This window comes from Enterobacter sp. JH25 (genome assembly GCF_021725435.1).
Lineage (GTDB): Bacteria > Pseudomonadota > Gammaproteobacteria > Enterobacterales > Enterobacteriaceae > Enterobacter > Enterobacter intestinihominis.
Map to the genome: position 1 here is coordinate 4549268 of NZ_CP091319.1, position 13558 is coordinate 4562825.

10 protein-coding genes, 2 tRNA genes, 1 rRNA gene and 1 riboswitch are annotated in these 13558 nt (G+C 55.1%); of the genes, 2 read left to right on the forward strand and 11 right to left on the reverse strand.

Features of this window, described 5'->3' with window-relative positions; translation table 11 throughout:
• Positions 1 to 61: 61 nt before the first annotated feature.
• From L2Y28_RS21835 to btuB, 5 genes are all read right to left on the reverse strand, one after another.
• Positions 62 to 137 (reverse strand) — tRNA-Ala (locus L2Y28_RS21835).
• Positions 138 to 179: 42 nt separating this feature from the next.
• Positions 180 to 256 (reverse strand) — tRNA-Ile (locus L2Y28_RS21840).
• A gap of 70 nt (positions 257 to 326) precedes the next feature.
• Positions 327 to 1868: ribosomal RNA gene (locus L2Y28_RS21845) — 16S ribosomal RNA — on the reverse strand.
• A gap of 384 nt (positions 1869 to 2252) precedes the next feature.
• Entirely contained in the window at positions 2253 to 3104 is an 852-nt protein-coding gene (murI, locus tag L2Y28_RS21850) for a glutamate racemase (protein WP_023330101.1), read from the reverse strand.
• Positions 3049 to 4896, reverse strand: a complete 1848-nt coding sequence (gene btuB, locus L2Y28_RS21855; RefSeq protein ID WP_023330102.1) for a TonB-dependent vitamin B12 receptor BtuB — start codon at positions 4894 to 4896, stop codon at positions 3049 to 3051. Before btuB ends, murI begins: the two co-directional genes overlap by 56 nt.
• Before the next feature lie 65 nt (positions 4897 to 4961).
• Positions 4962 to 5138: riboswitch (cobalamin riboswitch) on the reverse strand.
• A gap of 104 nt (positions 5139 to 5242) precedes the next feature.
• On the opposite strand from btuB, the gene trmA reads away from it, so the two are divergent.
• Complete coding sequence (trmA, locus tag L2Y28_RS21860) at positions 5243 to 6343, forward strand: tRNA (uridine(54)-C5)-methyltransferase TrmA (RefSeq protein WP_022649782.1); 1101 nt, start codon at positions 5243 to 5245, stop codon at positions 6341 to 6343.
• 90 nt (positions 6344 to 6433) lie between these two features.
• On the opposite strand, the gene L2Y28_RS21865 is transcribed toward trmA, so the two are convergent.
• Both L2Y28_RS21865 and fabR read right to left on the reverse strand, forming a co-directional pair.
• The gene (locus L2Y28_RS21865) at positions 6434 to 6793 is read right to left on the reverse strand and encodes a YijD family membrane protein (RefSeq protein WP_017383113.1); all 360 of its coding nucleotides are present in this window, start codon (positions 6791 to 6793) and stop codon (positions 6434 to 6436) included.
• Between the two features lie 9 nt (positions 6794 to 6802).
• Positions 6803 to 7441 carry an HTH-type transcriptional repressor FabR gene (fabR, locus tag L2Y28_RS21870; protein WP_003862059.1) on the reverse strand — a complete coding sequence of 213 codons (639 nt, stop codon included), beginning with the start codon at positions 7439 to 7441 and terminating at the stop codon, positions 6803 to 6805.
• A 196-nt stretch (positions 7442 to 7637) separates the two neighbouring features.
• Here fabR and sthA point away from each other — a divergent pair, with 196 nt between their 5' ends.
• Positions 7638 to 9038, forward strand: coding sequence for a Si-specific NAD(P)(+) transhydrogenase (gene sthA / locus L2Y28_RS21875; protein ID WP_003862057.1), 1401 nt, complete (start codon positions 7638 to 7640; stop codon positions 9036 to 9038).
• Here the strand turns inward: sthA and oxyR are convergent.
• The 4 genes from oxyR to argC all read right to left on the reverse strand — a co-directional run bounded on the left by oxyR (position 9021) and on the right by argC (position 13510).
• Positions 9021 to 9938 (reverse strand): DNA-binding transcriptional regulator OxyR, encoded by a 918-nt coding sequence (gene oxyR / locus L2Y28_RS21880; RefSeq protein ID WP_022649783.1) that lies wholly within the window; start codon positions 9936 to 9938, stop codon positions 9021 to 9023. The two genes, sthA and oxyR, sit on opposite strands and share 18 nt — an antisense overlap.
• A 305-nt stretch (positions 9939 to 10243) precedes the next feature.
• Positions 10244 to 11617: an argininosuccinate lyase gene (gene argH, locus L2Y28_RS21885; protein WP_023330103.1), complete on the reverse strand. Its 1374-nt coding sequence runs from the start codon at positions 11615 to 11617 to the stop codon at positions 10244 to 10246.
• A gap of 105 nt (positions 11618 to 11722) precedes the next feature.
• On the reverse strand, positions 11723 to 12499 hold the full coding sequence (argB, locus tag L2Y28_RS21890; RefSeq protein ID WP_094948456.1) for an acetylglutamate kinase: 777 nt from the start codon (positions 12497 to 12499) through the stop codon (positions 11723 to 11725).
• Between the two features lie 6 nt (positions 12500 to 12505).
• Entirely contained in the window at positions 12506 to 13510 is a 1005-nt protein-coding gene (gene argC / locus L2Y28_RS21895; protein ID WP_022649786.1) for an N-acetyl-gamma-glutamyl-phosphate reductase, read from the reverse strand.
• Between the last annotated feature and the right edge of the window lie 48 nt (positions 13511 to 13558).

The window sequence follows — 13558 nt, forward strand, 5'->3', positions numbered from 1 at the left end:
AAACTTCGCAGTGCACCTTTTCAGGTTCACTCTGAAGTTTTCTTGTGTTCGCAGTAAAGGATGGTGGAGCTATGCGGGATCGAACCGCAGACCTCCTGCGTGCAAGGCAGGCGCTCTCCCAGCTGAGCTATAGCCCCATCGTTTGTAATCTCTGTACCGCTCATCCTTTAAAAGGAGTTTGGTAGGCCTGAGTGGACTTGAACCACCGACCTCACCCTTATCAGGGGTGCGCTCTAACCACCTGAGCTACAAGCCTGCAGAGATTTTTTACTGCTGTTTTTCATCAGACAATCTGTGTGAGCACTACAAAGGCAGGTTCTTTAAGGTAAGGAGGTGATCCAACCGCAGGTTCCCCTACGGTTACCTTGTTACGACTTCACCCCAGTCATGAATCACAAAGTGGTAAGCGCCCTCCCGAAGGTTAAGCTACCTACTTCTTTTGCAACCCACTCCCATGGTGTGACGGGCGGTGTGTACAAGGCCCGGGAACGTATTCACCGTGGCATTCTGATCCACGATTACTAGCGATTCCGACTTCATGGAGTCGAGTTGCAGACTCCAATCCGGACTACGACGCACTTTATGAGGTCCGCTTGCTCTCGCGAGGTCGCTTCTCTTTGTATGCGCCATTGTAGCACGTGTGTAGCCCTACTCGTAAGGGCCATGATGACTTGACGTCATCCCCACCTTCCTCCAGTTTATCACTGGCAGTCTCCTTTGAGTTCCCGGCCTAACCGCTGGCAACAAAGGATAAGGGTTGCGCTCGTTGCGGGACTTAACCCAACATTTCACAACACGAGCTGACGACAGCCATGCAGCACCTGTCTCAGAGTTCCCGAAGGCACCAAAGCATCTCTGCTAAGTTCTCTGGATGTCAAGAGTAGGTAAGGTTCTTCGCGTTGCATCGAATTAAACCACATGCTCCACCGCTTGTGCGGGCCCCCGTCAATTCATTTGAGTTTTAACCTTGCGGCCGTACTCCCCAGGCGGTCGACTTAACGCGTTAGCTCCGGAAGCCACGCCTCAAGGGCACAACCTCCAAGTCGACATCGTTTACGGCGTGGACTACCAGGGTATCTAATCCTGTTTGCTCCCCACGCTTTCGCACCTGAGCGTCAGTCTTTGTCCAGGGGGCCGCCTTCGCCACCGGTATTCCTCCAGATCTCTACGCATTTCACCGCTACACCTGGAATTCTACCCCCCTCTACAAGACTCTAGCCTGCCAGTTTCGAATGCAGTTCCCAGGTTGAGCCCGGGGATTTCACATCCGACTTGACAGACCGCCTGCGTGCGCTTTACGCCCAGTAATTCCGATTAACGCTTGCACCCTCCGTATTACCGCGGCTGCTGGCACGGAGTTAGCCGGTGCTTCTTCTGCGGGTAACGTCAATCGACAGGGTTATTAACCCTGTCGCCTTCCTCCCCGCTGAAAGTACTTTACAACCCGAAGGCCTTCTTCATACACGCGGCATGGCTGCATCAGGCTTGCGCCCATTGTGCAATATTCCCCACTGCTGCCTCCCGTAGGAGTCTGGACCGTGTCTCAGTTCCAGTGTGGCTGGTCATCCTCTCAGACCAGCTAGGGATCGTCGCCTAGGTGAGCCGTTACCCCACCTACTAGCTAATCCCATCTGGGCACATCCGATGGCAAGAGGCCCGAAGGTCCCCCTCTTTGGTCTTGCGACGTTATGCGGTATTAGCTACCGTTTCCAGTAGTTATCCCCCTCCATCAGGCAGTTTCCCAGACATTACTCACCCGTCCGCCACTCGTCAGCGAAGCAGCAAGCTGCTTCCTGTTACCGTTCGACTTGCATGTGTTAGGCCTGCCGCCAGCGTTCAATCTGAGCCATGATCAAACTCTTCAATTTAAAAGTTTGATGCTCAATGAATTAAACTTCGTAATGAATTACGTGTTCACTCGTTGAGACTTGGTATTCATTTAGTGTCCGAGGACATTAAGAATCCATGTCACTTTGAGTGCCCACACAGATTGTCTGATAAATTGTTAAAGAGCAGTGCAACGCGGCTTTCGCTCACCGTTGCGAGGTCCCGTATATTACGTTTTCCTCATTCAGAGTCAAGCAATTATTTTCACTTTTCTCTGTTGGCGTTCATCTCTGAACCCCGCTGTCCCGGCGGCTTGTAAGCCGTTGTTCCGTGTCAGTGGAGGCGCATTATAGGGAGTTCTCAGACGTTGACAACCCCTCTTTGAAAAAAAACGTTCAACCGTCTCTTTTTTGCTCAAAACCGTGCTACAGCGCCAGTTTTTCGAGCGTTTCGAAGCCATAACGACGTAAAACGGGCAAAAGTTGTTCGGTTTCTTTTGTTATCGCCATACAGAAAGCGATGTTCGCATCCGCTGATTTCGCATCCGGCGCCTCGTGCTCCAGTAGCCAGGCCGTCCGACGCGCAATCGCAGCACCGGAATCCACCAGCCGGGTCCCTTCAGGCAAAACCTTTAACAGCTCTTCCTGTAATAGCGGGAAATGGGTGCAGCCGAGAACAACCGTATCCGGTGGTTCCTGCATCCGCAGCCATGGACGCAGAATGCGACGCAGCTCTTCAAGCGATACCGTCTCGCCGTGCAGTTTCGCTTCCGCCATTTCCACCAGCTCCGCGGAGCCGAGCATGGCGATCTGGCATTCATTGGCAAAGCGCTCAATAAGCTCACGCGTATAAGGACGTTTTACCGTACCGCGTGTCGCCAGCAACCCCACGATACCGTTCGCCGTCAGACGCGCCGCAGGTTTGATTGCCGGGACAACGCCCACAACCGGGAACGGGAATTTTTCGCGCAGGGCAGGAAGAGAGACCGTGCTTGCCGTATTACAGGCAATAACCGCCAGCGCCAGGGGATAGCGCTTTTGTACCGCAGTGACGATTTCAATCACACGCTCAACGATAAAGTCTTCACTCTTTTCCCCATACGGGAACGCGACGTTATCGAAGGCGTAGATGTAATGGAGATCCGGCAGGAGCTGCCGAATCTCATCATAGACCGAAAGCCCACCGACGCCGGAATCAAACACCAGCACGGTGGGACGCGGATCAGAAGGTGTAGCTGCCAGACAAGGTGTATTCCCGTCCTGCAGTTTGATAGCCATAAACTGTCTCGTAATCTTTATCGAACAGGTTGGCTATTTTACCACGAACTGTGAGATGTGAGGTGACAGGATATGAAACCGCGACGTCCCACAGGCTGACGCCGCCCATTTTAACTTTCTCTGACGGATAGGTTCCAAAGTCGGTGTCGTAGCGCGTGCCGAGATAGTGATACGTCAGGCTCCAGTCAACATCATAGATCTGCGTATCAAGCTGATATTTCACCTGCTGTTTAGCACGACGGTCCAGAAGTTGATTGGTTGCCGCATTGCGGGCATCCACATAGTCGTAGCCCACAGTATGCGTCAACGGACCCGTATCAAACGACGCTGTCGCTTCTACACCTTTAATGCGTGCTTTGCCGACGTTGTAATATTGCTGCAGGTTATTGTTGAAGTCGATGAGATTATCAACGTCATTACGATAGCCGGATACGCGCCAGCTTACGCCTGCCGTCAGGCCTTCAAACGCCCCTTCCCACTGCTTGCTCTCTTCAGGATCAAGATGGGTATTGCCGTAGAAGCCATAGAGCTGACCCAGATTCGGCGCTTTATAGGCCGTGCCATAAGAGGCTATGAAGCGGTAACCGTCAACGAACTCCCAGGCTGCGCTACTTTGCCAGGTACCATGGCGACCAAACTGAGAGTTGTCATCGCTGCGGGCTGCCGCCTCCAGAGTGAAATCTCCAAACTGCTGCAACCCAGTCAGGTAGACGCCAGTGTTACGCAGGTCATAGGCGTTGGTTACGTAGTTGGTACCCGGCTCGGTGCTCTGTTTCTGCCAGTCAACGCCCGCGCCGATGTTGCCATGTCCCACGTCAACTGAGTTGGTCCACTGAACATTGTACTGTTTGATTTCATCCAGGGTTGCTGTGGAGTCATAGCGTCCAAGGTGCGGATCGTAATTGTAGTCTTTGCTGTGACTGTAGCTGGAGAGCAACTGTGAATGGAAAACATCCCGGTTAAACCGCAATCCGGCATCCCAGGTCTGGCTATAGAGTTGGCGGGTATCAACCAGCACATCAGGGGTAAATGAACTGTAATAGCCGTCATAGGCGGTACGGTTGCTGTAACCATAGCCGCGAACGAAACCACTCCATTGCTCAGAGAAAGCATGCTCCAGTGCGCCGTAGAGCGTTTTATTCATAAAGCCGTCGCGATCGGTCTGGGCAAGGCCGCCGTTATTACCGTCAGCAACGACGTCAAAGCCTTTTGTGTAGGTGTAATCCCCCGCCAGCGTAACGCGCGTACTTTCACCCAATGTTTGCTGGGTGCTGCCACCATAATTCTGGAAGCCGTGTGTCCCAACGCCAGCATTCAGCGTTGTGCCATCCTTCGCACGCGTAGTGATAATGTTGACTACACCACCGATCGCATCCGAGCCGTACACCGCCGAACGCGGTCCACGAAGATATTCGATGCGCTGCACCAGGGAGATCGGAAACTGGCTGAGATCGGACGACCCCGTGACGCCCGCCTGGTTAAGACGGATCCCGTCGACGAGAATCAGGACATGGCTGGAGTTCGTACCGCGTATAAAGAGAGAAGAGAGCTGCCCCATCCCGCCATTTTGTGCCGTATCTACGCCAGGCAGGCGACGCATGACATCCAGAACCGTGGTGGATTGCCAGCGGTCGATATCGGCCCGCGTCACGACAGAAGTCGCAGCCAGAACAGATTTTTCAGGTTGTTCGAAACGGTTTGCTGTCACCACCAACGAGTCGGCGCTTTCCTGCGCCCAGCCCGAAAATGCCGTGACGGAAAACGCCGTCAACAGCGATACTTTTTTAATCATTGTTAAAGCATCCACAATATAAGAAGGATGCCGCAGGCCTCATCGATAGCACGCGATGATGAAACCAAATGCGACGTGATCCCGGCAGGTCTTCGGGCTGGGTGGCGTTATACGGATGAAGACTTCCCGTTTTCACAGTGTCTACAACTCTCATCCCGCCAGTCTTTACCGCTGCGCGTCAGCTCCAGATTTGCACTGGATTCCCTTTTCACTCTCAGGAGACCGGAAACAGAATGCTACAATTAGACACGTATAGATGTCCAGATAGCTATTAGCCATTAAATCTGGACATCCACTGCACAATCCCTACAATCCCCGCGTAATTCTTTATCACTCAGGACGCATCATGACCCCCGAACACCTCCCGACAGAACAGTACGACGCACAGCTGGCAGAAAAAGTTGTCCGCCTGCAAAGTATGATGACGCCTTTCAACGCGCCCGTTCCCGAGGTGTTTCGTTCTCCGGTCAGCCACTACCGTATGCGCGCTGAGTTTCGCATCTGGCACGATGGCGATGACCTGTACCACATCATTTTCGATCAGCAGACGAAATCCCGGATTCGCGTAGACAGTTTCCCGGCGGCGAGTGAGCTTATCAACCAGCTAATGACGCTGATGATCGACGGTGTGCGCACTAATCCGGTGCTGCGCAACAAGCTGTTCCAGATTGACTACCTGACCACCCAAAGCAATCAGGCCATTGTCTCTCTGCTCTATCACAAAGCGCTGACCGACGAGTGGCGCGAGCAGGCAGAAGCCCTGCGCGATGCGCTGCGCGCGCAGAACATCAACGTGCACCTGATTGGCCGCGCGACCAAAACCAAAATCATGCTGGACCAGGATTACATCGACGAGCGTTTGCCGGTGGCAGGAAAAGAGATGGTTTACCGTCAGGTGGAGAACAGCTTCACCCAGCCGAATGCGGCAATGAACGTGCAGATGCTGGAGTGGGCGCTGAATGCGACGGAAGGGTCGACGGGCGATCTGCTGGAGCTCTACTGCGGTAACGGCAACTTCTCGCTGGCGCTGGCGCGTAACTTCGAACGCGTGCTGGCGACGGAAATAGCCAAACCGTCGGTGGCCGCCGCGCAGTACAACATCGCCGCTAACCATATTGATAATGTGCAGATCATTCGTATGGCGGCAGAAGAGTTTACCCAGGCGATGAACGGCGTACGTAAGTTTAACCGCCTGCAAGGGATTGATTTGAAGAGCTACCAGTGTGAGACAATTTTTGTCGATCCGCCGCGCAGTGGCCTGGACAGCGAAACCGAGAAGATGGTGCAGGCGTACCCGCGTATTTTGTACATCTCCTGTAACCCGGAGACGCTGTGCAAGAATCTGGAAACATTAAGCCAGACGCACAAGGTTGAACGTCTGGCGCTGTTCGATCAGTTCCCATATACGCACCATATGGAGTGCGGCGTACTGCTCACGGCGAAGTAATGTGGGCCTTGTAGGGCAGGTAAGCGAAGCGCCACCTGCCAAAAAAGCCGGATGGCGCTTCGCTTATCCGGCCTACAATGACAAAACCCTTTACTCTGGTAACTGGCTCTTGCGGCTACGCATGCGCGAGCCAATCCAGAACACCAGCGCCACAGACAGCACCGCAGGCAGGAAGTTAGAACCGATATCCGGATACTCTGCACGCACCACGGTGCTGTACAACAGTACACCCAGAATAAAACAGGCTGCGGCCAGCCCCGGTAACCCAACCGGCATGGTGCGGTTCAGATAACGTTGATGCAGGCAATACACCGTCAGCACCAGCGCGATAATCGGGAAAATCGAGAACGGTACAATTGAGCTGAAAACCGCCGCAAACGTACCGTTAATGGATAAGCCAGCGATCAATGCCAGCAACAGCGTTCCTTTATCCTGACCTGACTGTTTCATTACTCACCTTCACTCATCGTTTTGATGTGCCAACTTCTCTTGTTCACGGCGATACCAGTAGTACGCACCTTTAGAAATCATTCGCAGCTGCAATACCAGTCGCTCTTCGAGTTGCTTACGTTGTTCAATGCTGACATCCAGCGCTTCGGCACCCGCACTGAAAACAATGGTCACCATCGCCTCGGCCTGTGCTTCAGTAAACGCACGCGGCATATGGTTTTCGAGTTCAAGATAGTCGGCAAGTTCCGCGATGAAATGCTGAATTTCACGCGCGACGGCGGCACGAAACGCCGCCGACGTGCCAGAGCGCTCGCGCAGCAAAAGGCGAAACGCGTTAGGGTTATTGCCGATAAATTCCATAAATGTCGACACGGAGGTGCGGATCACGCTGCCGCCTTTGGCAATACGCTGACGCGCCTGACGCATAAGCTGGCGCAGCATCAAACCGCTCTCGTCGACCATGGTCAGGCCCAGTTCATCCACATCACGGAAATGACGATAGAAGGACGTTGGCGCAATCCCGGCCTCGCGCGCCACTTCGCGCAGGCTTAAACTGGCAAAACTCCGCTCAGCACTCAGTTGACTGAATGCGGCTTCCACCAGCGAACGCCGGGTTTTCTCTTTTTGTTGTGCTCTTACGCCCATCACGATAGTTGAATCCTTCCAAAGGCCCGTTGGCACTATACCAGAGAATAAAATTAATCTGTTTACCTGGCTTTGTGAATGATTGTTTACGCGCGGTTTGTGCTCCACTGCCCGAAAAAAGCACAACGATAATTGGGTTACCCAGGCAATGATGTTATGATTCTGTTGCTTTTATGTATAAGAACAGGTAAGCCTTGCCATGCCACATTCCTACGATTACGACGCAATAGTTATTGGTTCCGGCCCCGGCGGCGAAGGTGCTGCTATGGGTCTGGTAAAACAGGGAGCCAGAGTAGCGGTTATTGAGCGCTACCATAATGTCGGCGGCGGTTGCACCCACTGGGGCACCATCCCTTCGAAAGCCCTCCGCCACGCCGTTAGCCGCATTATCGAATTTAACCAGAACCCTCTTTACAGCGACCACTCCCGACTTCTTCGTTCTTCTTTTGCCGATATCCTGAATCACGCAGACACGGTCATTAACCAGCAGACGCGCATGCGTCAGGGTTTCTATGAGCGCAACCACTGTGAAATTCTGCAGGGTAACGCGCATTTTGTGGATGAACACACCCTGGCGCTGGAGTGCCACGACGGTTCGGTTGAGACGCTCACCGCTGAAAAATTTGTGATTGCCTGCGGATCGCGCCCATATCATCCGGCAGACGTGGACTTCTCTCATCCACGCATTTACGACAGCGACTCCATCCTCAGCCTGCACCACGAGCCACGCCATGTGATCATCTATGGCGCGGGCGTGATTGGCTGTGAATATGCGTCGATCTTCCGCGGCATGGAGGTCAAAGTCGATTTGATCAACACCCGCGACCGGCTGCTGGCGTTCCTCGATCAGGAGATGTCAGATTCCCTCTCCTACCACTTCTGGAATAGTGGCGTGGTGATTCGCCACAACGAAGAGTACGAGAAAATCGAAGGCTGCGACGACGGTGTGATCATGCACCTGAAATCTGGTAAGAAGCTGAAGGCGGACTGCCTGCTGTACGCCAACGGCCGTACCGGCAACACGGATTCATTGCAGCTGGAGAATATCGGGCTTGAAACCGACAGCCGCGGTCAGCTCAAGGTCAACAGCATGTACCAGACTGCGCTGCCGCACGTTTACGCGGTGGGCGACGTTATTGGTTACCCAAGTCTGGCCTCCGCTGCTTACGATCAGGGCCGCATCGCCGCACAGGCGCTGGTGAAAGGTGAAGCGACGGCGCATCTGATCGAGGACATCCCGACGGGCATCTACACCATCCCGGAAATCAGTTCTGTCGGCAAAACCGAGCAGCAGTTGACGGCCATGAAGGTGCCTTACGAGGTGGGTCGTGCCCAGTTTAAACACCTGGCGCGCGCACAAATTGTGGGGATGAGCGTGGGTACGCTGAAGATCCTGTTCCATCGCGAGACGAAAGAGATCCTCGGTATTCACTGCTTTGGTGAACGTGCCGCGGAAATCATTCATATCGGCCAGGCGATCATGGAGCAAAAAGGTGGTGGCAACACCATCGAGTACTTCGTTAACACCACCTTTAACTACCCGACCATGGCGGAAGCCTATCGGGTAGCTGCGCTGAACGGCTTAAACCGCCTGTTTTAACGCGTTGTCGAAATGGCCATCCATTGCACCACGGATGGCCTCTGCCAGCTGCTCATAGCGGCTGCGCAGCGGTGAACCCGGACGATAAACCAGGCCGATCGTGCGACGCGGCTCTGGCTTAATACACGGCAGATAGACCACGCCATCACGCTTACGCTCGCGCGGCACGGCCAGCGCAGGCAGCAGCGTAATGCCACTTCCCGCCGCGACCATGTTACGCAGCGTTTCCAGGCTGGTTGCGCGGAAATGGGTATCTTCATCTGCACCCGCTTCGAAGCAGAAGCCCATCGCCTGATCGCGCAGACAGTGGCCGTCTTCCAGCATCAGCAGCTTTTCTCCGGCCAGATCGGCCATCGGCACGCGATCGCGGTTCGCCCACGGGTGATCTTCATAGATCGCCAGCATCATCGGCTCATCGAACAGCGGTACTTCAATAAAGGCTTCACTCTCTTTGACCAGCGCCAGGATCGCGCAGTCGAGCTTGCCGCTGTCTAACTGCGCCAGCAGCTGATGGGTTTGCGCTTCATGCAGGTACATTTCGAGTTTCGGGAACGTCTGGTGCAGCAGCGGAATGATTTGCGGCAACAGATACGGGCCAACGGTTGGGATCAGGCCAATATGCAGCGGGCCGGACATCGCCTCCCCCTGCTGGCTTGCCATTTCCTTGAGCACTTTGACCTCGCGCAGTACGGTGCGCGCCTGATCCACCAGCAGCAGACCTGCCTGCGTGAACAGTACCTTACGACTGGTGCGCTCCAGCAGCATCACGCCCAGCTCATCTTCCAGCTTGCGGATCTGACCGCTCAGCGTTGGCTGGCTGACGTGGCAGGAGTCTGCCGCGCGGCGAAAATGGCGATGCTCAGCTAACGCTACCAGGTATTCAAGATCACGAATATTCATTATTCATCCTCCGTCGCCACGATAGTTCATGGCGATAGATAGCATAGCAACGAACGATTATCCCTATCAAGCATTCTGTTGAATAATACATCACATAGACGAGGCGGCACGTGTTTGACCCAAAACGACCCCGCACCGTCAGCGAGTTTCTCTCAAAACTCGAAAAACTAAAGCCAACGTGAACTTTTGCGGACCCCGTGGTCCGCTTTTTTTTGCGTATAAAAAAGCCCGGCACTAAGCCAGGCTCCGTTTTTCTCCCTCTCCCTGTGGAAGAGGGCCGGGGTGAGGGCACCAGCCCGCACAAATCAAACCAACCGGTTTTTCGCGTCCGCAATCGCCTGCGCTACCTGCTTCGGCGAGACTCCGCCTTTCGCTGCACGCTTATCCAGGCAGGATTGCAGGGCCAGAATCGGGTAGACATCCTCCCCAATAACCGCACTGAATTTTTGCAGGTCGGCAAGCGCCAGCTCTTCAAGGGCTTTACCCTGACGAATCGCTTCCACTACCGCTTCACCCACAATATGGTGCGCCTCGCGGAACGGTACACCTTTCGCCACCAGGTAGTCTGCCAGCTCGGTAGAGTTAGCATAGCCCTGCTGCGCCGCTTCCTGGCAGCGCGGACGTTTCACCTGAATGCCGTCCAGCACCAGCGCGCCCATATGCAGACAGTCCAGCCAGGTGTCGAGCGCGTCGAACAGCCCCTCTTTGTCTTCCTGCATGTCTTTGTTGTATGCCAGCGGCAGCCCTTTCAGGGTCATCATCATGCCGGTCAGCGCGCCCTGCACGCGGCCACATTTGCCGCGGATCAGCTCCAGCGCATCCGGGTTTTTCTTTTGCGGCATCAGGGAGGAGCCGGACGTCACGCGGTCGGACAGCTCGACGAAGCCCGCTTCGCCAGAGTTAAAGAAGATCAGGTCTTCGGCAAAGCGCGACAGGTGCACCATCCCGATAGAGGCATTCGACAGCAGCTCCAGCACGTGGTCACGGTCAGAGACGCTGTCCAGGCTGTTGCGGGTGGCGGAAGCAAAGCCCAGCCAGCCTGCCAGCTGCTCACGGTCGATTTCATAAGCCGTACCGGCCAGCGCGCCGCTGCCCAGCGGGCTGACGTCCAGACGCGTTAAGGTATCCTGTAAACGGCTCTCATCACGCGCCAGCATCTCAACGTAGGCCAGACACCAGTGCGCGAACGTCACCGGCTGCGCGCGTTGCAGGTGGGTATAACCCGGCATCACCGCATCCTGATTGTTCTGCGCAGTGTCCACCAGCGCGCCCTGCAACTGACGATTTGCCGCCAGCAGTTCGCCTATGGTCTCTTTGCACCACAGCTTCAGGTCGGTCGCCACCTGGTCATTACGGCTACGGCCGGTATGCAGTTTTTTACCCAGCTGGCCGACTTTGTCGATGAGTTTGCCTTCCACCCAGCTGTGAATATCTTCGGCATCGCTCTGGAGGATTTGCTGCGGATCCAGACGCACCTCTTCCAGCAGATTATTCAGCGCCTCTTCCAGCTGCTGCTGTTCCTCTGCGGTCAGCACGCCCACGGTCACCAGCGCTTTGGACCAGGCCACAGAGCCGACAATATCCTGTTCGGCCAGGCGGTAGTCGAAGCGCAAAGAGTCGTTGAACTGTTTGAACCGCTGATCCGCTGCCTGTGTAAAACGCCCACCCCAAAGTGCCATAACGAATTTCCTTAATGATGATATTTTTGCCCGGTGGCGCTGCGCTTACCGGGCCTACAAAATTCACGTAGGCCGGATAAGCGAAGCGCCATCCGGCACAGAATCTTAAGCCAGAATACGCGTACCAATCGGCGTACCGTTAAACAGCGCCGGGAGTTGCTCCGCGTGACGCCAGGAGGCGATATCCACCGGACGACCCAGCGTGCGCGCGGCATCCAGCGCCGCGTTCACCTTAACGATCATGCCGTCGGTGATAATGCCCTGATCGATCAGCTGTTCGGCTTTTGCGGCGGTCATTTCCGCTATACGCTGGCCTTTGCCGTCCAGAATACCGCTCACGTCGGAGAGCAGGATCAGGTCTGCGCCCAGCGTGGCCGCCAGCGCGGTTGCCGCCTGGTCCGCATTGACGTTCATCAGCTCGCCCTCTTCGGTCACGCCGATTGAGCTCACCACCGGCAGAAAACCACCTTCCAGCAGGGTGTTAATCAGCTTAGGCGAACCTGGCTGCGCCAGTCCAACATGGCCAAGCGCTTCGTCGAGCTGGGTCACTTTCACGCTATCGCCATCGCCCAGACAGAGACCAACGGACGCGATGTGGTGCTTCTTCGCCCACGCCAGCAGCGTTTTGTTCGCCGTCCCCGCCAGCGCACCAGTAATAATGTCAATCTGGTCGGCAGGCGTGACGCGCAGGCCATTTTTCTTAATCACCGGCAGGTTGAGCCCTTTCATCAGCTCGTCCACCACACAGCCGCCGCCGTGGACAATCACCAGCGGACGTTGATGTGATTCACGATAGTTCACCAGCGCGGTAAACAGGCGCTCCAGCGCTTCTTCGCTGTCCAGCAGTACACCACCGAGTTTGATAATTAATGGGTTCATCATCACACCTTAAATAAGAGCCTGCGTTTCAGGGAAGCCGAAACGAATATTTGCACACTGCATTGCCTGTGCGGCAGCGCCTTTGAGTAAGTTATCTTCCGCGGCGACCACAATCAGGTGCTCGCCCTGCACGGCAAAGCCGATGTCGCAGAACGGCAGGCCGACCACGTTTTTCAGCGCTGGTACGCCTTTGTCATACAGACGCACCAGTGGTTTATCCGCATACGCCTGCGTGAAGACTTCGCTCACCTGGTCTTTGGTCACACCCGGCTTCAGGCGGCCGGTAATGGTTTCGAGGATCCCGCGCGGGAAGCTACCGAGGTGCGGGGTGAAGATCACCTCCGCGCCCAGATGGGTGGTGATTTCAGGGTGATGACGGTGATTAAACACGCCATACGGCTGAAGGCTCACTTCGCAGAAACTGTTGGAGATCGCGGCCTTGCGCCCGGCGCCGCTCACGCCGCTGGTGGCGTTGATCACCGGCCACTGGTCAAGATCCAGCAGACCCGCGTCGATCAGCGGCTTAAGGGAGAGCTGCGCCGCCGTCGGGTAACAGCCAGGCACGGCAATCAGATTCGCTTCTTTCAGTTTATCTGCGCTCCACTCCGCCAGGCCGTACACCGCTTTTTCGAGCAGTTCCGGGTGCTGATGGGTGAAGCCGTAATATTTTTCGTAGAACGCGCTGTCGTTAACGCGAAACGCGCCGGAGAGATCGAAGACCACGCAACCGGCTGCCAGAAACTGCGGCGCCAGGTCGTGACTGACCTCGTGTGCGGTGGCTAAAAACACCACGTCAACGCCGTCGGTAAACTCGCTGATGTCAGACATGGCCTGCAAAGGCAAATCAACCACGCCCTTAAGTTGTGGATGCAAATCGGAAATTAACTTTCCGGCATCATTGCTTTGCGCTGACACGGTCAAAGCGGTTATGGTCATATGTGGGTGGCGATTCACGTAGCTTACAAGCTCTGCGCCCGCATAACCGCTAGCGCCTACAATCAGCGTATTCAACATCGGGTTCCTTTATGCTCAACGTTAATGTATTTTTATTCACATTTATTG

Coding starts and splice junctions, on each gene's coding strand:
- murI (WP_023330101.1), bottom strand. CDS start 3,104: ATGGCTATCAAACTGCAGGACGGGAATACACCTTGTCTGGCAGCTACA.
- btuB (WP_023330102.1), bottom strand. CDS start 4,896: ATGATTAAAAAAGTATCGCTGTTGACGGCGTTTTCCGTCACGGCATTT.
- trmA (WP_022649782.1), top strand. CDS start 5,243: ATGACCCCCGAACACCTCCCGACAGAACAGTACGACGCACAGCTGGCA.
- L2Y28_RS21865 (WP_017383113.1), bottom strand. CDS start 6,793: ATGAAACAGTCAGGTCAGGATAAAGGAACGCTGTTGCTGGCATTGATC.
- sthA (WP_003862057.1), top strand. CDS start 7,638: ATGCCACATTCCTACGATTACGACGCAATAGTTATTGGTTCCGGCCCC.
- oxyR (WP_022649783.1), bottom strand. CDS start 9,938: ATGAATATTCGTGATCTTGAATACCTGGTAGCGTTAGCTGAGCATCGC.
- argH (WP_023330103.1), bottom strand. CDS start 11,617: ATGGCACTTTGGGGTGGGCGTTTTACACAGGCAGCGGATCAGCGGTTC.
- argB (WP_094948456.1), bottom strand. CDS start 12,499: ATGATGAACCCATTAATTATCAAACTCGGTGGTGTACTGCTGGACAGC.
- argC (WP_022649786.1), bottom strand. CDS start 13,510: ATGTTGAATACGCTGATTGTAGGCGCTAGCGGTTATGCGGGCGCAGAG.